Source organism: Dactylosporangium vinaceum, assembly GCF_019904175.1.
GTDB classification, from domain to species: domain Bacteria; phylum Actinomycetota; class Actinomycetes; order Mycobacteriales; family Micromonosporaceae; genus Dactylosporangium; species Dactylosporangium vinaceum.
The window spans coordinates 546,473-567,446 of the sequence record NZ_CP061913.1 but is presented as its reverse complement, the minus strand read 5'-3'; the positions used below and the strand labels follow the sequence as shown (position 1 = coordinate 567,446).

Sequence of the window (20,974 nt, the reverse complement as noted above, 5' to 3'; positions counted from 1 at the left end):
ACTGCACCGCACGGCACCCGCGCGGCGGTGAGGCGAGCGGGTCAGGCGGCGTCGGCGGGGAGGGCGACGGTGTCGGCGGTCGAGAGTGCCTTGTCGGCGGCCAGGGTCGAGCGGGAGTTGCGGGTGCGCTGGCGCGGCACGCGCGACTTCGGCAGCAGTGTCGACGCGGCGATCCCGGCCTGGCGGGCGGCGTCAAGGGTGTCGCGCAGCTCCGCGGCCTCCTGGGCGACCTCGGCCGCCTCGTGGGCCAGCGCGGCGGCGGCCACCACGGCGACGTCCGCGGCCTTGACGGCGGCCCGCTCGGTCGCGGCGGCGGCCTCGTACAGGCGGCGGGCCCGGCTCTCGGCGGTCCGGCGCAGCTCGACCTCGCGCGCCGCAAGCTCCTGCAGCGGGTCGGCGCCGGCGGCGGCCTTGAAGACCTGCTCCAGCGCGTCGACGGTGATGTCGCCGCGCTTGAAGGCGTCGAGCGCGGCCCGCGACACGTCGCGCTTGGCGTCGTCGCCCGGCTCGGCCGCGGGCTGCTGCGCCTCGGCGACCTGCCCGGCCGCGCGCAGGGCCTCCTGGTAGGCCTTCTGGGCCACGTCGAACGTCGACCAGGCGTGCTCCCGGGCGATCTGCGCGGCGGCGCTGCGGGCCTGGGCCTCGGCCACCTCGATCTGGGCCCGCTTGGCGGCCGCGGCGGTCGCGGCGGCCTGGCGGATGAGCTCGCCGGCCTCGGTCCGCAGCCGGGCCCGCTCGGCCGGGCTCAGGCTCGCCTCGGCCTGCTCGACGGCGGCGCGGCGGTCGTCCCGGTTGAGGCGGTAGAGGCTCCAGCGCGAGAGGAACGCGGCCAGCAGCACGAACAGCACGATGAGGACCATCAACCCGAGCCAGAGCACGATGGCTCCGGAGATCGGGTCGAGCCCGAAGATCCCGCGCCCGCCGTCGAGCGTCCAGGGCAGGTCGACGTGCGATTGCGCCAATGTGGTGGGGGTTTCAAGAGCCACGGCGCGACCTCCGGCTGAGCGTGTCGCTACAGCGTAAACGCCACCAACCAGCCCGGCATCCCATAGAAAAGTGACTATTCGGCAAAGTTGCGTACACGATAAGTAATCGCCAGGCAAGAAACCCCCGCTCACCGGGCGCGTCGCGCGGCGTGTCGCGGTCGCGGTAGGTGTCGATCACCACGTAACTGTCGGCGACTTGTCACCACATCGTGATCGTGGGCAAATCCGCCGGTAAACCCATCGGGTGAGCGCGACAACCCAACGCCGGGGTCAGCGCGTCAGGCTGATTTATTGCGATGCCGGGGGCCGGTGATGATCGCTAGAGTCTGCTCCCATGTGCTTGCGTGTCGTGTGCCCGCCGCCCCTCCACTAGCGGGCAGGCGAAGACACTCCGTGAACCCCGGCCGGTGAGCCGGGTCGGTGATGGCTGCCCGCGTTCGGTACGCCTCCAGCCCGATCCGATCTCCGGGAGCACTCGACCATGCCGAAATCCGTCGGCTTCAACCTGTCCTGCATCGCCCTCGCCGCCATCTCCTGGGGCGTGGGCGGCTTCGTCGCCGCGATCCTGTATCACCGCAGCGGCCTCGGCCCGATCGCCGTCACGTTCTGGCGCTACGCGGGCGGCCTGGCCCTGCTGGCCGCGCTCCGCCCGTTCCTGCGCACCTCCGGCACCCGCCGCCCCAAGCCGCGCCGGCTGATCCTCAACGGCCTGGGCATGGCGCTCTATCAGACGACGTACTACGTGGCCATTGCGCTCGGCGGCGTCGGCATGGTCACCGTCGTGACCCTGGGCTCCGGCCCGATCCTCATCGCCATCGGCGCCCGCCTCTTCCTCGGCGAGCGCATGGGCCGCACGGGCGCGCTCACGGTCGGCGCCTCGGTCGTCGGCCTGACGCTGCTCGTCGCCCAGAACCCCCAGACCGGCCCGCACCCCCTGGCCGGCATGGCGGTGGCCCTGGTCTCAGCCGCGGGCTACGCCGGCGTCACCCTGCTCAACCGGGCCGAGTCCGACGACCCGTACGACTCGGCCCTGGCCGGCTTCGCCATCGGCACCGCCGCGCTGCTCCCTCTGGCCGCGTTCGAGGGCCCGCTCCCCCGCGCCGAGCACCTGGGCGAGACCGTGGCCCTGCTGGCGTTCCTGGGCGCGATCCCGACCGCGCTGGCCTATGCCCTCTTCTTCCAGGGGCTCAGGGTGGTGCGGGCGACGACGGCCTCCGTGGTCGCCCTGAGCGAGCCGTTGGCGGCGGTCGCCCTCGGCGCGCTGGTCCTGCACGAGCCGCTGACGCCGTGGTCGGCCGCCGGCGGCGCCACCCTGCTGGCCGCCGTCGCCGCTCTGGCCCTGCAGGAGCGGCGGGCCCGCGACGGCCGGGTCCGGCCGGAGCCGGCGGGCGAGGACCCGACAGCGGCGGCCGTCGCACCCAGGGGGTCGGCCTAGTTGCCGTGGACTGACCTAGTTCGTCGATAGGGCTCGACGGCCGAAATTCCTAGAATGCCCGATATCGTTGTTAGTTCAAGATTGAGCGGAATGTTGGATATGAGCGCGAAGCCATCGACGATGAAGCTTGTCGGGGTGCTGGAGGCCATGGGGATGGCGCTGCCCGACCCCTCCAGGCCCCACCGCCCCACCGGCCTGTCGATCACCGACACCCGGCTGCCGGTCGGGTTCAACGACGACGAGATCAACGACCACGAGGAAGCGCTCGCGGCCGGCGAACCGGAGCCACCGAGGGCCGCCGTTCCCGAGCAGCGCGAGCCCGAGCAGCGCGAGCCCGAGCAGCGCGACCCGATCGCCGAGGTGCCGGCCACGCCGAACCGGGGAGCCTGGGCCCGCGCCCACACGGAGCTGCACCCGCTCTATCGACGCGACCGCCGCAACAACGCGCGCGTGCGGACGTACAGCGTCGCCTACTACCGCAGCGAGCACGCGTTGGCAACGGCCGCCGCGTACGACGGCCGGCCGACGCCCGTCGAGGCTGCGAGGAATGAGCGAATTGGTAGCCACGCCGACGTAATGGGGTATCGCGGCCGGCACCGGCGCGTCCGAGAGCCAGTAGTCTCCGCCCGGCCGATAAGTAATTCGCACGTGCACAATAGGCAATCGCCGACAGAAACACACATCAGCCGCCGGCGGTAGGGTCTAAAGTCCCGAAACGACAGGACCCTGGACCTCACTCTGTACGGTTCGACTCGATGCCCGGCCGGGCCTTCGATTGGTGCTTTTCCGCTCTCCGAACCGCCGAAACAAATCCGCTCGCCGCGCCCACGATCGCGTGCGTGATATTCAGATATGCGGGTGGCATGAGCACGGGGGATTACCGGAGGGCAGAGCGATGTTCGATGATCCTGTGGTGAATCTGCTGTGGAGCAGTGAGATATACCAGCGCACCCGTGAAGGCATTCTGCGCACGGTTCAGGGTGGCCGTGCCGCGTCCGAGCTCATCGACATGATGATGGTCGGCATGCGTACCGCGTATCTCGCCGGCCGGACCGACGAGCGGCGCCGCCTCACGCCCGTCGTGCCCTTGACCACGCTTGACGGCATGTTGCCGGCGCCATGCTGCTGCCGGCTCGCGGAAGGACATCACTGCGGGGAGTGCCACGGCCGCGGACACGCGGCCCCCGCCACGAACGCAGCTCGGGAGTCACCCGCCCGATGCTGAGCCCGGATGTGAGCACAGCCGGCACGATGTTCGGAGAGCCATGCACAGCGAAGACGAATCCGACGTTGACGGGGCGGGAAACGTCGCAACAATCGATTTGACGGAGCGCCGGGCGGCGCTGCGGGCCCGGCGTCCCACCCTCATCTCCCGGCACGACCGCACCTCCCCCGGCGCGGTCGGACATGCCCGGCACCCGGTCCGGCCGGTTCCCAACGCCCGGGCCGTCGCGCCGGTTCCGGTCGCGCGGCCCCGGCTGGTGATCCGGCCCCGCCCGGCGCCGGCCGCACCCGTCGCACCGGTGGCGGACCCGACCGACGTGTTCTGGCGGGCGCCCGGCCGGCATCGAGCACAGGAGAGGCGCAGCGCCTCGCGCCTGTCGCGCTGGCACCGGTGGCCGTGGTCCATCGCCGTGGATGCGTTGATCGGGCTGCTGGTGCTGGGGTTGCTGACGATGGCGGTCGATGTCCTGGTATGAGAAACCCGAAACACGAGGGCCGGCGGACGATGCGTCCGCCGGCCCTCGTCGTCTGTCGGGCGTCGCCCTCAGCCGAAGTGGTCGCCCGTTTGATGGGTGTCGGTCGGCAGGAGTCCCAGCCGCAGTGCCGCCATGAGCGCCTGCACCCGATTGCGGGCGCCGAGTTTCTCCACCACCCGGGCCACGAGGTGCTTCGCGGTCGAGTTCGAGACGTACAGCCCGCGGGCGATGCCGGCGACGCTCAGACCGTCGGCCAACAGTGCCAGGACCTGCCGCTCCAGGGCGTTCAACTGCGGCTCCTTCGGTGCCAGCCGGCGCTTCATGGCTTCGGCGAGGTCCGCGGCGGCAAAGGACGCCGGCGCACTCGCCGCATACCTGACGACCGCAATGACCTCGCTCACCGGCGCGGACTTCGGCACGAAGCCGCTCGCACCGGCCTCCATGGCGGCGAAGAGCACATCGTCGTCGGCGAACGTCGTCAGCACCACGATGCCGATGCCGGGCCGCTCGTGGCGCAGCGCGCTGGCGGTGTCCAGGCCGGAGCCGTCGGGCAGCTGCACGTCCAGGATCACGACGTCCGGCCGTAGCAGGTTCGCGAGCCGGATTCCCTCGGCGGCGCTGCCCGTCTCGCCGACAACGTCGAACTGCCCGGTCCGGTCGAAGGCATGGCGCAGGCCGCGCCGGATGAGGTCGTGGTCGTCCACCAGCAGCACGCTCACCCGGTTGCGTTGACGGCGTGGGCGCGGACCGGGCCGGACCGGCGTCCGGCCGCGCTCGGCTAAAGCGGGCTCCTCGGCGGGCTTGTCCGGGTAGGGCTTCGGCCGGGCCGTCTGTTTCGGCGGGGGCCCGGTCGGCGCAGGCGCGGCCGCGACTGTCGAGCGCGGGGGGTTGTCGCAGGTCCGGGGAACCATGGTTGTTGCTCCGCTCTGTTCCAGTGCTGAATGGCCGGCGGCACCCCGAGGCCGCCGCTCCTTCGGATGTCTGCTGATGCGGCAACGGCAAACAGACCGGATCCGCCGAGGCGGACCCGGTCTGCCGATTCGCCGTGGGGCAGCGGGGCACGGCGCATCGTCTCCGCGGGTGATCCACAGCCGATGCGAGCGGCGAAGGGTCACGCAACGCCGCTCGCATGGCTATTTCGCGACGAAGGTGATTCGCCGCCGCCGCCGAAACAGGCCCACCCCGACGAGAACCAGCAGCACGCCCACCGCACTGAGCAGCATGGTGTTGGTTCCCGTCAGCGCCAGCGCGCCGGTCGCCGGCTGTTGGGCGCGTGCGGGAAGCCCGAACGCGTCCTGATGCACGGCGTCGGCACCGAGGTCGGAGTCCACTGCGCCCGCGGCCGAGCCGTAGGCCTGGCCGTCCGAGCCACCCTGGTCAGCGCCGTATCCGCCGGCGGCCGCGCTGTATGCACTGCCTCCCGCGTCGCCGGCCACGGATGCACTACCACCCGCGTCGCCGGCCACGGATGCACTACCACCCGCGTCGCCGGCAGCGGCCGCGTGCCGCTTCTGCCCTTCCCCGGTCGGGGCATCGCACGAGTCGGGCTCGATCCAGTCGTGCGACGTGCGGTACTCCTTGCCGTCGCGCTCCTGGACGGACACGTGAACGACCAGGTCTCCGGTCGGCGCCGCCGCGACGGACTGCACCGGCCGCTGCCCCGGCCCGACGACCACGAGCTCCTCGTTGACGGTGTAGATGAGGTTGCCGCTGCTGTACTGGTTGGGCAGCAGCACCTCGACGCTACCGTCGCACCGATCGGTGAAGCGCACTGCGGAGACGCCTGCCGCATGGGCGCTCGCGGCCGGCAGCGCCGCCACGACGAGCAGCGCCAACCCCAACGTAAGGCCGGCACCACGGCGCCGGTTCAAGCCGGAAAACGATTTCATAGGTCCTCGAGATCGTCGGGGACCGGCGCGGCCGGCGGCGACAAAGTCACGAGGCGTCGGAACGCACCTCGCGGCCCGGTCGCAGTCACCGCCGGCCGCACCGGCGGATCAGGCGCCGTAACCGCCGCTACCGGCGGCGTTGGCGTACGAGTGGCCGTTGCTGTGGCCGTTGGAGGCACCGTGGCCGCTGCTGTGGCCGTTGCCGTGGCCGTTGGAGGCACCGTGGCCGTTGCTGTGGCCGTTGGAGGCACCGTGCCAGGCGCCCCAGCCGTTGCTGTTCGCGCGGTGGTTGCGGGCCTGCCCGTTGTGGTGGGCGGCCGCCCGGACGACGCGGTGACGGCCCTGGTAGTCGACCGCCTGCAGCGCGTAGACGTTGCCGCCGCCGACCTTGACGCAGGCCGAGTCGTCCCACTGGCCGAGCCACTCGCCGTAGTGGCCGGCCGTCTCGCAGGCATTGCGGCCCTGGAACAGCGCGACCGTGTAGGTGCGCGCCTGCCCGCCCGCGCCGCGCGCCCGCCAGTCGACGGAGTGGAACCGGACGTCGCGGTCGCCCCGGCCGTCGTGGCCACCCCGGCCGTCGCGGTGGCCCCACCCGTCGTGGTCGCCCCACCCGTCGTGGCCACCGCGGCCGTCGTGGCCACCGCGGCCGTCGTGGTCGCCCCGGCCGTCGTGGCCACCGCGGCCGTCGTGGTCGCCCCGGCCGTCGTGGCCACCGCGGCCGTCGTGGTCGCCCCGGCCGTCGTGGCCACCGCGGCCGTCGTGGTCGCCCCGGCCGTCGTGGTCGCCCCGGCCGTCGTGCTGGTTGCTCCCCCCGCGGTGGTCGCCCTGGCCGTCGTGGTCGCCGACGCCGTGATTGGCGACCGTCGCGCCGTCGTGGTCGGCGTGCACGGTGTTCGCGGACGCCGCCGTCGCGGTCAGGCCGAGTGACGCACCGGCCATGAGACCCATACCGACCAGCGTGATCGTCTTGCGGGTATTGCGCTTCATTCCGTTCGAGTCCTCTCAATGTTGTTCCCGGACTCGATGAATCTAACGCACTAAAACGGGCATTTCCTGCGCCTTTCCTCGTAGGTTCGTCCCGTCTGTTCTCGCTCCGTTTCATGATCAGAGGTCAAACCGACGTACCACCAACGGGGGGCCAAATGATTCGGCCGGCCGGAGCCGGTCAAACATATCGCGTGTGCAATATGCACCCCGGCGGCGGGCCGGGAATCATTTGATAAATGCCCGACCGTGGCTGAACTGCGCGCACTTGCCGACGCCGGGCATGAGCGGCCCGGGCCGGCGATTCGGCGGAGTTTCACATTCGGCGCCCGAAGCGGTGAAAAGCGCGAGCGACGCGTAACCAAATCATCGTATCGGCAAGCGGGTGGCCGGCGCGGCCACCCGCCGGGGCGGCCGGATCAGGCCAGCGTGAAGATCTGGCTCTGAGCGCCGGACACGCAGTCCCAGATGACGAGCGGGGTGCCGGCGCCCGTGCCGTTGTTCGACGGCCACAGGCAGCGCTTCGAGTTCGGGTTCTGCCAGCTGTTGTCGGCGCGGCGGACCCACTTCTGGGCGACCGAGTTGTTGCACGCGTACACCTGGACCGCGTTGCCGTTGCCCGTGCCGGCGTTGGCCACGTCGAGGCACATGCCGTTGTCGGCGACGAGCGTGGCGCCCGTGGCGGGGTTGCCCACCAGCTTCCACTGCTGGTTGCCGTCGGACGAGCAGTTGTCGAGGACCACGCGGTTGCCGGAGCCGCTGCGGTATTCGAGGCATTTGTGCGACTGCGCGCCGGTCATGTGGCCCTGGGGCGGCTGGGCGACCGGGGGCGGCGGGGTCGGTGAACTCGTCGTGGCGGCCGTGGACGGGGCCGGGGCGGAGGTCTGGGGCAGCGCCGGGACGGTGGTGGCCGTCTGCGGGCGGGTCGGCGTGGCGCCGACGGCGGTGGCGGCCTGGGTCTCCGGCTCGGTGGTCGGGTCGTCGGCGGTGGGGCTGCCGGCGCCGCCCGCGGGGGCTGGATTGTTGCCGCCCGTGTCGACGCCCGGGACCTGGCCGGGCAGGGAGCTGTTGCGGGGGCCACCCGGGTCGCTGCGGCCGACCGCCTGGTAGACCACCGCGCCCAGGATCAGCAGGATGAGCACGGCCACGGCCACGGCGCCCACCGGATAGCGGCGCCACGGGATCATGCGGCGGCGGCTGCCGCGGTAGTCGTCGGCGTCCTCGTGGGCGTAGTCGGTGACGATCGTGAGGGCGGGCGCCCGGTAGTCGGCCACCGTAGGAGAGTCGTCGGCGGCCATCGTCGAGCCGACGGGCATGAGCTCGCCCTCGACGGTCTCGACGGGTTCGTCCCGGCCGGCGAGGTCGGCACCGGCGGAATCAGGGCCGGCCGAACCGGAGCCGGCCGAACCGGAGCCGGCCGAACCGGAGCCGGTCGAACCGGGACCAACCGAACCGGGACCGGCCGGACCAGAGCCGGTCGAACCGGGACCGGCGGAGTCGGGGCCCACGACGTCGGGGTCGTTCGTGAGGCCGGGCAGCGACACGATGAACTCGAGGTTCTGCGTCCGGTCCATGGCGGCGGCGTCGGCCCGCGCCTGGCCGGCCAGGGTCGCGACCGGCAGCGGGTCCGGTTCGTCGGGATCCGGCGCGGCGTCAGCGGCGGAAGCGGCGACCGCGGCCGTCGCCATGGCGGTCGGGCCGTCCGGACGGCGCTGGTGCGGGACGTGGGGAATCGCCGGCTTCGGCGGGGTGAACGGCTCCGGGAGGACCCGGGCCGCCGCGGAGGCCGTCGGCGGCACCCGGTGGCGCGGCGGCGGGCCGGCCACGGGCGGCAGGCCACGCGGTCCGGTTGCCTGGTCCGCGTCGTCACCGTCTCCAGCGACGGACATGCCCGATCCCCTTCCAACAAAGAAGACGCCCGGTGCACCGTAGCGGCTCCCGGACCAAATCGCGACCGGCCGGAGGTCCCATTTGCGCACACCCGGATCGCGGCGAGCGGTATTCCGCGCAGTGCGTTGCGGTTGGCCGGTAAGTTTTCCCGCATGGTGCCAACGGGCTGGGAAACGAATGCGGGGCAGCATACGGTTTGGGGTCGCGTCGAGGACGCGTCCACATTCCGTGACCAAGCCGTCGCGCTGGCGCGCGAGCTGGCCGCGGCGCGCGGGCGGGCGGGCGCTTCGCTCGGCGACGACCCGTGGCAGGACGACGACTTCGGCGATCGGATGTCGAAGCAGGTCCAGCAGCTCATCGCGCTGCTGCCGGAGACCGTGGCGTTCAGTGGGCCCGAGGCGTTGCTCCTCGTGACGGTACCGATGCTGCACGATGTTCTTTGGAATGGACTGGCGGCTCAGGAGCGCGGCGTCGAGCCCGGTGACCTGGAGCCCTCGCAGGACGCGTCGAGCGACCGGGCCGCGTTCGAGCGGTTCACCCAGACTTACGCGCAGCCGCACCGGCGGGCCCTGGCCGCGATCCGGGCCGGGCGCCGGGAGACCGCGGCCGAGCTCGGCTGGTGGCTGCTGCACCGATGGATCGGGCGGCGGCCGCAGGCGTACCAGCCGGCGACGATCGCGGCGCTCACCGGGTTCGCGGCCGACGGGCGCACCGCCGAGACGCTGCGGGCGATCCGGGCCGACCCGGCGTTCCTCAACCGGCACGACCGGCCCGAGTCGCTGCTGTCGGTCAACGGGGAGGTGCGCGAGCGCCTGATCGGCTTCCTGCTGGCCATCGCCCGCGGGCTGGCCATCGAGGTCACCGTGCTGCCGGAGGTCGTCGGCGAGCACCTCGGCATCGGCGACCCGGTCACCGCGAGCCAGGTGCTGGAGACCGTCCGCGGCGCGCGCTGGGACCTGCGCGGCGCCACGCTCGTGCTCACCGCCGCCTGCGCGCACCCGTCGATCGAGGTGGCGCTGCGGGCGCACATCGACACGCTCAACCAGCTGCTGGCCGAGGCGCAGCGCGCGACCGGGCGCGACGAGGCGATGCTGCCGCTGCGGCACCTGCCCAACCGGGCGGCGACCGACGACGTCGGGCCGCTGGTGCGCGACGGCGTCCCGGCCTACCAGTCGGCCGGCGTGCGGTTCCGGCTGGCCGAGGACCGGGTCCGGGAGCTGCTGATGGGCGAGCAGCTCTACGGCGACCCGGCGCTGGCGATCCGCGAGCTGTACCAGAACGCGCTCGACGCCTGCCGCTACCGCGAGGCCCGCACCGAGTACCTGACCCGGGCCGCCACCAACGAACAAGGCGGTCAGAAGCCGCCGTGGGACGGTCGCATCCGCTTCACCCAGGGCAACGACCCCGACGGCCGGGGCTACCTCGACTGCTCGGACAACGGCATCGGCATGGGCGTGCGCGAGCTCAGCGAGGTCTTCTCGCAGGCCGGTGTGCGCCTGGCCGACCTGCCCGAGTTCCTGGAGGAGCAGGCCGAGTGGGCTCGGCTCGACCCGCCGGTCCAGCTGTTCCCGAACAGCCGCTTCGGCATCGGCGTGCTCAGCTACTTCATGCTCGCCGACGAGCTGACCGTCGAGACGTGCCGGATGGGCCGCGACGGGCAGGCCGGCGAGCGGCTGCGGGTCTCGATCGCCGGCCCGGGCAGCCTGTTCCGCATCCAGGACCTGGGGCCGGGCACCGAGACCGGCACGACGGTCCGGCTGCACCTGCGCGAGGGCGTGACCGTCAGCGCGGTCGAGGAGCTGCGCAAGCTGCTGTGGGTGGCCGAGTTCGCCACCGACGCGACCGACGGCGTGCAGAGCCAGGTCTGGGCCCCCGGCGAGCTCAGCGCCGCGGCCGAGGACCTCGGCGACGACGAGGACGAGGAGGAGCGGGTCGGCCCGGGCGTCGTCGCGGCCGAGGGCTCGCGGGTTTGGTGGTGCCGCAACAACGGGGCGCTGCTGGCCGACGGCCTCTACGCCGGCAAGGAGATATTCGGGGCGGTGGTCAACCTGAACCGGGACCTCGCGCCGCGCCTGTCCGTCGACCGCACGAAGATCCTGGCGTACCGCGAGGACGACGTCGACCGCCTGCTGTGGGAGGCCGTGCCCGCACTCACCGCACCCGGCACGACGCTGCTGGGCTACGAGTGGCTGTGCCGGCTGGCCCCGGTCCGGCCGCTGGTCGCCGACCTGATCTACGAGCAGGCGATCGAGCGCGGGCACGGCAAGTGGGAGATGGACGGCGAGACCGTCGACGCGGCCGTCACCGGCTGCTTCGTGGCCAACGACGGCCCGGTCGGCGGCCCCGACGAGCTTGTCGAGTGGCGGCTGACGGCACTCGCCGCGGGCGGGCGCTACCGCAAGGTGCTCAAGCCCGGGCCCGACTGGAAGCGCGCGCTGCGGGCCCGGCCGTCCGACGCGCTGCTGCTCAGCGTGGACGTCGACGGCACCGGCCCGTGGCTCGACCCGGTCGACATCGTGCCGCTGGTCCACCTGGTGCGGGCGGCCCGCAAGACCGGCCGCTCGGCCGTCGAGGTCGCCGCCCGGCTCGACCAGCTCGGGTTCGAGCCGTCGGTGGGCGCCGAGACCGTCGGCGTGGACCCGGACGACCTCATTTTCACGAGCCGGGACGTCGACGGTACCCGCCCGTGGCTGCAGCCCGACCAGTCGGTCCACCTGGTCCACCTGCTGCGCGCGGCGCACCGCACCGGCCGCAGCGTCCACCAGGTCGTGGCCCGGCTGCGCCGGCTCGGCTTCGAGGTGGACGTCGACGTCGACGTGCTGCCGCTCGAGCAGTTCGGCCCGAAGGACCTGACGATCGCCAGCCGCGACCTGGACGGCTCGCACCCGTGGCTGGATCCGCGGGAGCCGGTGACGCTGCTGCACCTGCTGCGCGCCGCCCACAAGGTCGGGCTGCTGGCCGACGAGACAGCGGCCCGCCTGGCGCTGCTGGGCTACCCGCTCGACGGCGGCTGGGAGACGCTCACCACCGAGCCCGACGACCTGGTGCTCATCTCCCGCGACCTGGACAGCACGTCGCCCTGGCTCGACCTCAACGAGGAGGTCGCGCCCGTGCACGTGCTGCGCGCGGCCGAGCGCAGCGCGCGGCCGGTGACGGAGGTCGCGGCCCGGCTGCGCTCGTTCGGCTTCCGGCTCCCCGAGCTCCTCGACGCGATCGAAGGGGTCGTGAAGCTGGAGCCGGAGGACCTGCAGCTGGCCAGCCGCGACCTGGACGGGTCGCAGCCGTGGCTGGACTCGTCGCGCCCGGTGCCGCTGATCCACCTGCTGCGGGCGGCCGAGGCCACCGGGCGGGAGGTGCGCGAGGTCGCGACCCGGCTGGCCGCGTGCGGCTACCGCGTCGACATCGACCCCGACGCGATCCTCATCGACCACCTGGAGCCCGACGACCTGACCATCACCAGCGAGGACCTCGACGGGTCGGACCCGTGGCTCGACCCGATGAAGCCGATCCCGACGATCCGTATCCTGCGTGCGGCCCAGCGCACCCGCCGCAGCGTGCACGACATCGCCGCGCGGCTGACGTTCCTCGGCTACGCGGTGAGCCTGCAGGGCGGCGGGCCGTCGCTGGACCAGGTCGAGCCCGACGACCTGCTCATCACCAGCCGCGATCTGGACGGGTCGCAGCCGTGGCTGGACCTCGACGAGCAGGTGCCGCTGCCGCATCTGCTGCAGGCCGCCCGCCGGGTGCGCCGGCCGGTGCACGAGATCGCGGCCCGGCTGGAGACGCTCGGCTACACCGTCGACGTCGACCTGAGCAGCATCGCCGTCGACTCGGTGAAGCCCAACGACCTGCTGCTGGCCAGCACCGACCTGGACGGCTCGCGTCCGTGGCTCGACGCGTCGCAGCCGGTGCCGCTCAACCACCTGCTGGCCGCGGCCCAGAAGATCCGCAAGCCGATCGAGGAGGTCAGCACCCGGCTGCGGGCACTCGGCTACTCGGTGCCGGACGTCGACAGCCGCCTGCCGCGCCTGCGCCCCGGCGGGGTGTAGCCGCGCCTAGGGCATAGGGCATCATCAATCGATGCCTCCCTATTGGCCGGTGGTCCGGGACCGGGTGTTCGGCCGGGTCCTGCCCGGTTTGGCGCTGTCCGCGCTCGGCGACGGGATGAGTGCGGTCGCGATCGGCTGGCTCGCGCTGCAGTACGCCCCGCCCCACCAGCGGGGACTGTGGATCGGGCTGGCCGTCGCGGCCTACACGCTGCCGGGCGCGGCCGGTGCGATCCTGCTGGCCCCGCTCCTGCGCGGGCGCGGCGGGGCGCACCTGGCCGCGCTGGATGCGGGCCTGCGCGCGGTGCTCCTCGGTGCGGTGCCGGTGCTGGCCTGGACCGGTGGGCTCACCATCGGCCGCTACACCGCGCTGCTGGCCTGCTCCGCGCTGCTGTCGGCCTGGGGTTCGGCGGGGCGGTACACCCTCGTCGCCCAGGTCCTTCCGACCGAGCTCCACCTTCCGGCAAACGCGCTGCTCACGGTGCTCACGGAGGCGGCGACGGTGGCCGGGCCGATGCTGGCCGGCCTGCTCATCGCCTGGCTGGGCGCGGCCGCCGTGCTGGCCGTCGACGCGGCCACGTTCGCGGTGCTGGCCGTATCGTTCGCGCTCGTGCGCACCCCGGCGCCACTACCCGCGCGGGAGCGGCGCCTGGCCGGCTTCGCGGCGATCCGGCGGGACCGGCGGCTCTTCGCGATCATGGGCCTGTCGTTCGGGTTCTTCCTGCTCTTCGGGCCGGTGCCGGTGGCCGTGCCGGTCTACGCCTCCTCGGCGCAGGAGGTCGCGATGCTCTACACGGCGTTCGGCGTCGGCGCGGTGACCGGGGCGATCGCCACCGGGCACCTGCCCCGCCTGCCGCTGTGGCCGGCCGCGATCGGCTCGGTGCTCGGCTTCGGCCTGCTGCTCCTGCCGCTCGGCCTCGGCCTGCCGCACTGGGCCGACCTGCTCACGCTGGCGCTGGCCGGCCTGGCCTGGGCGCCCTATCCGACGGCGAGCATGTCGCTGTTCCAGCGGCTGACGCCGGCCGCCTGCCTGCAGTCGGTCCTCGCCGCGCGCGGAGCCGTCCTGGTGGTCTCCACGCCCCTGGGCACGCTGCTCGGGGCGCCGCTCGTCCAGGCCACCGGCGCGGCCACGGCGCTGGTGGCGTGCGGCAGCGCGATCGTGCTGCTGGGTCTGGTCGCGGTGCTGGTCCGCGTCCTCAGGCCACTTCCTCGAGGACGTTTCGATGAGCGCAAAGCTTCCGGGTGTACTCCCTGAGCGCCCGGATGGCCTCATCGACGTCATCGGTCAGCACGTCGGGCAGGTCGATGAACATGCGCCGCCCATCGATCGTCGCGTAGCCGCTCACCTCGAAGTTACCGTCCCGGACCCAGACGTCGACGCCCAGGTCGACGGTCGTGCGCTCGTAGCGCAGCACGACCCCGACGAGCGCGAACGGCGACTCGCCGGGCCCGATGCGCCCGATCCGGCCGATGAGCTCCCAGTGCATCGAGCCCGGCACCGAATGGGCGTGCGCGACCTGCTGGCCGTACATCTGGAAGTCCTCGCACGCCTCGTTGAGGGCGGCGAGCAGGTCGGCGGCCCCACTCGATCTCGCGTCCAGAGACATTTCCGATCATCCTCCTGCGGCTCGATAGGCGGCGCCCACCTGGGTGGGGGTGGTGCCGTTGCTGTAGAGGCCGGTGTCGCCGGACTTGCTGGTGTAGAGCAGGAACCAGCTGTACCGCTCGACGTAGGACAGGCCCTGGAGCATGGCCGTCGAGCTGTTGACGAACGCGACCTGCTGGTCCGTCGAGGGGTAGACGGTGCCGTTGTCGAAGCGCATCAGCGCGTACTCGGTCAACCAGATCGGCAGGTGATAGCGGTTGTAGACGTTCTGGATGTAGGTCTTGAGCTGGTTGGCGGCGTTCGGGCCGAAGTCGCCGCCGTACCAGTGCAGGGTGATGAAGTCGACCCGCAGGCCGCGCTGCTTCACGCCGGCCATGAACTGGTCGAACCAGCCGCCGGGCGTGTCGGCACCGAACGCGGGGGCCGGGCTGCCCAGCCGCATCCCGGTCGCCTCCAGCTGCGGCCACAGGTCGAGGACCTGGGCCGGCGTCATGTTCGACTGCTCCTTGAGGTCGGGCTCGTTGAACGCCAGCAGCGTCTTGCCGTTGGCCTTGGCCTTGGCCAGGTCCCCGGCGACGTTGCCGCTGCCCCAGACCATCGGCACGAACTCGACGCCGGAGACGCCGGACATCGGGTTCGGCGACCAGTCGTAGTACCAGGCCGCCTTGACGTCCTTCATCGCCGGGCCGTTGTTGGCCCCGAACTTGTCGTTGGTGCTGACGCCCTTCTTGGCGCTCTTCGTCGCCGGGGGCAGTGCGGCCACGGTGCTCTTGGCCGGGGTCGGGCTGGGCGGTGCGCTGCTGGGCGGGGCCTGGCTCGGCGGCGGGGCCGGGCTCTGCGACACCGTCGGAGAGTCCGAGGGAGCCGCGGCCACGACTGCCGGCTTCTCGTCGCCCTGGGTGGCGACGTAGGCCGCACCCGCGGTACCGGCGATGGCCGCGGTCGCCGCGATGCCCACCAGGACCGGCTTCGAGGCGGCGAACCAGCCGAACAGGACGGCCTTGAGCCCGCCGGCCTTCGTCGTGGTCACCGCGGCAGTGGTGGCGGTGGTGGTCGCCGTGGTGCCGGCGGCCAGGGCGCTGAACACGAACGGCACCGGCACCAGGGCCACGCCGGCCAGCAGCCGCTCGGCCGCGACCATGTCCGACCACGCGCGGTCACACTGGCGGCACTCACGGGTGTGTCGGGCCAGCCGCTTGCGCCACAGCGCGCTCGGGCGCCCGTCCCAGCTGTGCAGGACAGCGGTGAGCTCCGGGCAGCGGGGCTTGGCGGCGAGGGCCCGCACGACCGCCCGGGCCGCGTCGAGCTGGGCCTTCATCCGCTGGATGCGCACGGCCGCGTGCTGGCGGGTCAGCTGCAGCGCCTCGACGACCTCGTCCCGCTCCAGCTGCCCGGCCGCCTCCAGCCACCACAGCGAGAGCAGCTCGCGGTCGTCGTGCTCGAGCCAGCGGGTGGCCTCGGCGACCTCCTGGCGCTGCCCGGACAGGCGCAGCCGGGTGATGGCCAGGTCGGCGAAGTCGGCACCGGGGTCGGCGGTGTCGGTCGGGTCGGCCCAGTCCCCGACGAGCGGCGCCTGGGTCTGGCGGCGGTGGCGGTCGCGGACCTGCGACATCGCGATCGCGACGACCCAGGACCGGAAGCTGTCCGGCTCGCGCAGCCGGGGCAGGCCGTCGATGACGCGCAGCATGGTCTCCTGCACGACGTCGTCGACGTCCGCGTGCCCCTGCAGCGCGCGTCCGACGATGTTGTAGATCAGCGGCAGGTACTCGCCGACCAGGGCATCAAGTGCCCGCTGGTCGCCGGCTCGTGCCGCGATCACCGTGGCCGTGCTCATCCGCGCCTCCTGTCAGACCTATTCAGGAGACGTCGTGGCGCAGGGTCAATAACGATTCCGGAAAAACTACTTTCCGTCACGGCTTGTAACCCGCCCCGGCGCTCGGCCTGTAGCTGCTGGGTGCGGGCGGGGCGGGTGGGGCACAATGCTTGGCTGTGACGGTCTCGATTCACCAGCGCATCGCGGAAGAGCTCGGCGTCAGGGAGCGGCAGGTGACCGCGGCGGTCGACCTGCTCGACGGCGGCGCCACGGTGCCCTTCATCGCCCGGTACCGCAAAGAGGCGACCGAGATGCTCGACGACGCCCAGTTGCGCACGCTGGAGGAGCGGCTGCGGTACCTGCGCGAGATGGAGGAGCGGCGGGCCGCGATCCTCGAGTCGATCCGCAGCCAGGGCAAGCTCGACGAGGCGCTCGAGGCGCAGATCATGGCCGCGGACTCGAAGGCCCGGCTGGAGGACATCTACCTGCCGTACAAGCCCAAGCGGCGGACCAAGGCGATGATCGCCCGCGAGGCCGGGCTGGAGCCGCTGGCCGACGGGCTGCTGGCGGACCCGAACGTCGACCCGCAGGCGGCCGCGGCCGTCTTCGTCGACGCCGAGAAGGGCGTGGCCGACATCGCCGCCGCCCTGGACGGCGCCCGGGCCATCCTCGTCGAGCGCTTCTCCGAGGACCCCGACCTGATCGGCGACCTGCGCGAGAAGATGTGGGCCCAGGGCCGGCTCGTGGCGAAGGTCCGCGAGGGCAAGGAGGCCGACGGCGCCAAGTTCGCCGACTACTTCGACTTCAGCGAGCCGTACACGAAGCTGCCCTCCCACCGCATCCTCGCCATGTTCCGGGGCGAGAAGGAGGAGATGCTCGACCTGGTGATGGAGCCGTCCCAGGACCCGGAGGCGCCGTCGCTCTACGAGCCCACCATCGCGTCGAAGTTCGGCATCCGCGACGAGGGCCGCCCGGCCGACAAGTGGCTCAACGACACCGTGCGCTGGGCCTGGCGTACCCGCATCCTGGTGCACCTCGGCATCGACCTGCGGATGCGGCTGTGGCAGGCGGCCGAGGAGGAGGCCGTGCGGGTCTTCGCGGCCAACCTGCGCGACCTGCTCCTGGCCGCACCGGCCGGCACCCGCGCCACGCTGGGCCTCGACCCGGGCTTCCGCACCGGCGTGAAGGTCGCCGTCGTCGACGCCACCGGCAAGGTCGTCGACCACGCCACGATCTACCCGCACGTGCCCCAGAACAAGTGGAACGAGTCGATCGCGGTCCTGGCCGCGCTGTGCCAGAAGCACAAGGTCGAGCTCATCGCGATCGGCAACGGCACCGCCTCCCGGGAGACCGACAAGCTGGCCGCCGACCTGGTGAAGCAGTTCCCGCAGCTGTCGGTCGTGAAGGTGATGGTGTCCGAGGCGGGCGCTTCGGTGTACTCGGCCTCCGCCTACGCCTCGCAGGAGCTCCCCGAGCTCGACGTGTCGATCCGCGGCGCGGTCTCCATCGCCCGCCGTCTGCAGGACCCCCTGGCCGAGCTGGTCAAGATCGATCCGAAGTCGATCGGGGTGGGGCAGTATCAGCACGACCTGTCGGAGTCGAAGCTGAGCCGCTCCCTCGACGCCGTGGTGGAGGACTGCGTGAACGGCGTCGGCGTCGACGTCAACACCGCCTCCGCACCGCTGCTGACCCGGGTCTCCGGCATCGGCTCGACGCTCGCCACCGCGATCGTCGCACACCGCGACGCCAACGGCCCGTTCCGCAGCCGCCGGGCGCTCAAGGAGGTCCCCCGCCTCGGCCCGAAGGCGTTCGAGCAGTGCGCCGGCTTCCTGCGCATCCGCGACGGCGAGGACCCGCTCGACGCCTCCTCGGTCCACCCGGAGGCGTACCCGGTCGTCCGCCGCATGCTGGCGACCACCGGCGGCGACGTGAAGACCCTGATCGGCAACGGCACCGCCCTGGCCAAGCTGAAGCCGGCCGACTACGTCGACGACACCTTCGGTCTTCCCACGGTCACCGACATCCTCAAGGAGCTCGAGAAGCCGGGCCGCGACCCGCGGCCGGCCTTCAAGACCGCCGAGTTCGCCGACGGCGTCGAGAAGATCTCCGACCTGACCCCGGGGATGCTCCTGGAGGGCGTGGTCACGAACGTGGCCGCGTTCGGCGCCTTCGTCGACGTGGGCGTCCACCAGGACGGCCTGGTCCACGTGTCGGCACTGTCACGCACGTTCGTGAAGGATCCGCGCGAGGTCGTGAAGCCCGGCGACATCGTCCGCGTGAAGGTCCTGGACGTCGACATCCCCCGCAAGCGCATATCGCTGACCCTGCGCCTGGAGGACGAGGCGGCACCCAAGCAGTCCGGCCCCCGCGAGGACCGCCCGCGCGGTGGTGGCGGTGGCGGGCGCCCGCAGGGCAGCGGCGGCGGGGGTGGCGGCCGCCCTCAGCGCAGTGGCGGCGGTGGCGGTGGCGGCGGCGGTGGCGGTGGCGGGCGCTCCCGCGACCAGCAGCCGTTCACCGGCGGCGGCGCGCTGGCGGACGCGCTGCGGCGGGCCGGCCTGGACAAGGGCCTGGACGGCCTCAGCAAGGACCAGAAGCGGAAGCGGTAACCAGCCTCCACACGGTCGTGCGCATGACGTCCTCGTCCTCCAGAGCCCGGCGGACGGGGACGTCGTATGCGGCCACTTCGGTGAACAGCCGCTCGGGCAGGAACCCGCGCCCGGGGTCACCGACAAGCACGTCGGCGCCGGATTCCCGCAACCGCTTGAGCACCGGCCCGACAACGGCCGGCGAGTAGAACACGTCCCCGGCCACGATCACGTCGGCCGGCGGCATTTCGGCGGCCGTTTCCAGCGCCACGCCGTTCGCCGCGGCATTCCTCAACGCCGCCGCGCACGCCTGCGGGTCCGTGTCGACCGCTACGACGTGCCCCGCCCCGGCCAGCGCGGCCGCGATCGCCACCACACCCGACCCGGTCCCGAGGTCGACGACCCGCTTGCCGCGCACGGTTTCCGCAGCGTCGAGCAGATACCGCGCCAACGCCAGCCCGCCGGGCCAGGCGAAGGCCCAGAACGGCGGCGGCGTATCGCTGCGATAGCCCCCTGTCGCGTCGAACAGCCCGACCCCTTCGGCGGCCAGTAGGAGCTCCACCTCGGGCAGCAGCGACACACGCACGAACCCAGCCTACCCATGTTTGTCAATAACGCGATCGAGCTATTTCCATTGATTGGTCGTGCCCACCTGTGCCAATCTTGAACTGATCATTATTCGTCAATGTGGTAGCAGTTAGACTGAAGTACGGCTCAGGGTTGAGCAGGCGAGCAGCACGCGGCCAGGGGGTTTGACCGTGGGCCACTACTTCTTCTTCAGCTATGCGCGGCGGGACTGGAATACGTACGTCGAGCGGTTCTTTACGCAGCTCACAGACGAGATTCGCAGCCATGCGGGCGTGGGCGACGAGATCAACATCGGCTTTCGCGACAATGTGAGTATTCCTTTGGGTAGCGCGTGGGAGCGCACGCTGATGGGAGCGCTGTCGGACAGCTCCACCTTTGTCGCTTTGTGCACGCCGACGTATTTCAAGAGCCCGCAGTGCGGCCGCGAGTGGTCACTGTTCGACGAGCGGCTGTCCGGCTTCCCGGCCGATGAACGCCCACCGGTCATGCTGCCGTTGCTCTGGGTCCGCAACACCAGACTCCCGGCCGTGGCCCAGCGGGTGCAGTACGCAACCGACCAGCTGGGGCCCCGCTACGCGAACGACGGCCTGCTCAACTGGTTCCGGCGCGGTCTTTACCAGCGGCGCGCCCTGCTCATCGAGGCGCTGGCCGAGCACATCATCCAGGCCCGGGACCGCTACGAGCTGCCGGTCCTGCCATCGACCGAGCGGTTCGAGTCCGCGATCAACGCCTTCGGCCCGCCCGACGATGCGCTGAACGCGCCGGCGGTGCCCGACCGGCCGGTCGTGGTCGCCGCGCTGCCGGCCGCCGGTGACGGCCGCGCCGCGACCCGAGCCGACCAGAAGGTGCGGATGGTCCACTTCGTCATCGCCGCCGGCACCCGCTCCGAGATGAGCGGCGTCCGCCGGCAGACCGAGTTCTACAAGGACCGCGATCGCGACTGGCAACCGTATCCGCTGGCCGAACCGCCCGCCCTGGCCCGGATGGCGGCGAACGTGGCCCTCGACAACGACTTCGGCGCCCGGATCGGCGCGATCGAGGAGTTACCAAGGCTGCGCGCAAGCATTCGCGAGCACAACGAGCTGCTCGTCTTACTCATGGACGCCTGGGTGACCCGCTCCGCCAAGCGCCGGGCCGTGGAGCGCTTCAACGACGGGTTCAAGCGGCGCGACGTCGTCCTGGTGCCGCTCAACGAACAGGACTCCGAGACCTACCTGCAGTGGCGTGAGCTGAAGCCTGAGGTGCTGGAGCTGCTGGACCCGTACTTCACGAAGGTCGGCGACCACCGCCCCCTCCCCCTGCCCGTCCTGGACGTCGTCGCGCTGCCGCGGATGCTGCACGAGGCCCTTGTCGCGGCGAACAACGACCTTTTCCGCGACGGCAAGGTGCGTCGCCGGCTTCCGGGCAGAGATGGCGAAGAGCCGCCACTGCTGTCGGCGCCGACCAGGTAGA

General features: G+C 72.1%; 16 protein-coding genes. 8 read left to right on the top strand and 8 right to left on the bottom strand.

The window, feature by feature from the left end; translation table 11 throughout:
• Positions 1 to 41 precede the first annotated feature (41 nt).
• On the bottom strand, positions 42 to 986 hold the full coding sequence (locus Dvina_RS02630) for a hypothetical protein (protein WP_223100780.1): 945 nt from the start codon (positions 984 to 986) through the stop codon (positions 42 to 44).
• 481 nt (positions 987 to 1,467) lie between these two features.
• On the opposite strand from Dvina_RS02630, the gene Dvina_RS02625 reads away from it, so the two are divergent.
• The 4 genes from Dvina_RS02625 to Dvina_RS02610 all read left to right on the top strand — a co-directional run bounded on the left by Dvina_RS02625 (position 1,468) and on the right by Dvina_RS02610 (position 4,121).
• Positions 1,468 to 2,421 carry a DMT family transporter gene (locus Dvina_RS02625; protein ID WP_223100779.1) on the top strand — a complete coding sequence of 318 codons (954 nt, stop codon included), beginning with the start codon at positions 1,468 to 1,470 and terminating at the stop codon, positions 2,419 to 2,421.
• Positions 2,422 to 2,475: 54 nt separating this feature from the next.
• A complete protein-coding gene (locus Dvina_RS02620; protein WP_223100778.1) occupies positions 2,476 to 3,120 on the top strand; it encodes a hypothetical protein in 645 nt (214 codons plus the stop codon).
• Between the two features lie 196 nt (positions 3,121 to 3,316).
• Positions 3,317 to 3,646 (top strand): hypothetical protein, encoded by a 330-nt coding sequence (locus Dvina_RS02615; RefSeq protein WP_223100777.1) that lies wholly within the window; start codon positions 3,317 to 3,319, stop codon positions 3,644 to 3,646.
• Between the two features lie 97 nt (positions 3,647 to 3,743).
• On the top strand, positions 3,744 to 4,121 hold the full coding sequence (locus Dvina_RS02610; protein ID WP_223100776.1) for a hypothetical protein: 378 nt from the start codon (positions 3,744 to 3,746) through the stop codon (positions 4,119 to 4,121).
• A 68-nt stretch (positions 4,122 to 4,189) separates the two neighbouring features.
• On the opposite strand, the gene Dvina_RS02605 is transcribed toward Dvina_RS02610, so the two are convergent.
• The 4 genes from Dvina_RS02605 to Dvina_RS02590 all read right to left on the bottom strand — a co-directional run bounded on the left by Dvina_RS02605 (position 4,190) and on the right by Dvina_RS02590 (position 8,883).
• Positions 4,190 to 4,825 carry a response regulator transcription factor gene (locus Dvina_RS02605; RefSeq protein ID WP_246656480.1) on the bottom strand — a complete coding sequence of 212 codons (636 nt, stop codon included), beginning with the start codon at positions 4,823 to 4,825 and terminating at the stop codon, positions 4,190 to 4,192.
• A 429-nt stretch (positions 4,826 to 5,254) separates the two neighbouring features.
• On the bottom strand, positions 5,255 to 5,956 hold the full coding sequence (locus Dvina_RS02600; RefSeq protein ID WP_223100774.1) for an LPXTG cell wall anchor domain-containing protein: 702 nt from the start codon (positions 5,954 to 5,956) through the stop codon (positions 5,255 to 5,257).
• Positions 5,957 to 6,118: 162 nt separating this feature from the next.
• Positions 6,119 to 6,997, bottom strand: a complete 879-nt coding sequence (locus Dvina_RS02595; RefSeq protein ID WP_223100773.1) for a hypothetical protein — start codon at positions 6,995 to 6,997, stop codon at positions 6,119 to 6,121.
• 416 nt (positions 6,998 to 7,413) lie between these two features.
• On the bottom strand, positions 7,414 to 8,883 hold the full coding sequence (locus tag Dvina_RS02590) for an RICIN domain-containing protein (RefSeq protein WP_223100772.1): 1,470 nt from the start codon (positions 8,881 to 8,883) through the stop codon (positions 7,414 to 7,416).
• Positions 8,884 to 9,036: 153 nt separating this feature from the next.
• On the opposite strand from Dvina_RS02590, the gene Dvina_RS02585 reads away from it, so the two are divergent.
• Complete coding sequence (locus tag Dvina_RS02585) at positions 9,037 to 12,933, top strand: wHTH domain-containing protein (protein WP_223100771.1); 3,897 nt, start codon at positions 9,037 to 9,039, stop codon at positions 12,931 to 12,933.
• 31 nt (positions 12,934 to 12,964) lie between these two features.
• Complete coding sequence (locus tag Dvina_RS02580; protein ID WP_223100770.1) at positions 12,965 to 14,185, top strand: MFS transporter; 1,221 nt, start codon at positions 12,965 to 12,967, stop codon at positions 14,183 to 14,185.
• On the opposite strand, the gene Dvina_RS02575 is transcribed toward Dvina_RS02580, so the two are convergent.
• Together Dvina_RS02575 and Dvina_RS02570 are read right to left on the bottom strand one after the other, a co-directional pair.
• Positions 14,127 to 14,537 (bottom strand): hypothetical protein, encoded by a 411-nt coding sequence (locus Dvina_RS02575; protein ID WP_223100769.1) that lies wholly within the window; start codon positions 14,535 to 14,537, stop codon positions 14,127 to 14,129. The two genes, Dvina_RS02580 and Dvina_RS02575, sit on opposite strands and share 59 nt — an antisense overlap.
• Positions 14,538 to 14,543: 6 nt before the next feature.
• A complete protein-coding gene (locus tag Dvina_RS02570) occupies positions 14,544 to 16,370 on the bottom strand; it encodes a sigma-70 family RNA polymerase sigma factor (protein WP_223100768.1) in 1,827 nt (608 codons plus the stop codon).
• Between the two features lie 155 nt (positions 16,371 to 16,525).
• On the opposite strand from Dvina_RS02570, the gene Dvina_RS02565 reads away from it, so the two are divergent.
• Positions 16,526 to 18,955 carry a Tex family protein gene (locus Dvina_RS02565; protein WP_223100767.1) on the top strand — a complete coding sequence of 810 codons (2,430 nt, stop codon included), beginning with the start codon at positions 16,526 to 16,528 and terminating at the stop codon, positions 18,953 to 18,955.
• On the opposite strand, the gene Dvina_RS02560 is transcribed toward Dvina_RS02565, so the two are convergent.
• Entirely contained in the window at positions 18,927 to 19,520 is a 594-nt protein-coding gene (locus Dvina_RS02560) for a class I SAM-dependent methyltransferase (RefSeq protein ID WP_223100766.1), read from the bottom strand. The two genes, Dvina_RS02565 and Dvina_RS02560, sit on opposite strands and share 29 nt — an antisense overlap.
• Before the next feature lie 172 nt (positions 19,521 to 19,692).
• On the opposite strand from Dvina_RS02560, the gene fsxC reads away from it, so the two are divergent.
• Complete coding sequence (gene fsxC / locus Dvina_RS02555; RefSeq protein ID WP_223100765.1) at positions 19,693 to 20,973, top strand: FxsC protein; 1,281 nt, start codon at positions 19,693 to 19,695, stop codon at positions 20,971 to 20,973.
• The last annotated feature ends 1 nt before the right edge of the window (position 20,974 follow it).

Bases quoted from the DNA above. Each gene is read 5' to 3' on its own strand.
- Dvina_RS02625 (WP_223100779.1), top strand. From the start codon at position 1,468: ATGCCGAAATCCGTCGGCTTCAACCTGTCCTGCATCGCCCTCGCCGCC.
- Dvina_RS02620 (WP_223100778.1), top strand. From the start codon at position 2,476: ATGCCCGATATCGTTGTTAGTTCAAGATTGAGCGGAATGTTGGATATG.
- Dvina_RS02615 (WP_223100777.1), top strand. From the start codon at position 3,317: ATGTTCGATGATCCTGTGGTGAATCTGCTGTGGAGCAGTGAGATATAC.
- Dvina_RS02595 (WP_223100773.1), bottom strand. From the start codon at position 6,997: ATGAAGCGCAATACCCGCAAGACGATCACGCTGGTCGGTATGGGTCTC.
- Dvina_RS02590 (WP_223100772.1), bottom strand. From the start codon at position 8,883: ATGTCCGTCGCTGGAGACGGTGACGACGCGGACCAGGCAACCGGACCG.
- Dvina_RS02585 (WP_223100771.1), top strand. From the start codon at position 9,037: ATGGTGCCAACGGGCTGGGAAACGAATGCGGGGCAGCATACGGTTTGG.
- Dvina_RS02580 (WP_223100770.1), top strand. From the start codon at position 12,965: ATGCCTCCCTATTGGCCGGTGGTCCGGGACCGGGTGTTCGGCCGGGTC.
- Dvina_RS02575 (WP_223100769.1), bottom strand. From the start codon at position 14,537: ATGTCTCTGGACGCGAGATCGAGTGGGGCCGCCGACCTGCTCGCCGCC.
- Dvina_RS02570 (WP_223100768.1), bottom strand. From the start codon at position 16,370: ATGAGCACGGCCACGGTGATCGCGGCACGAGCCGGCGACCAGCGGGCA.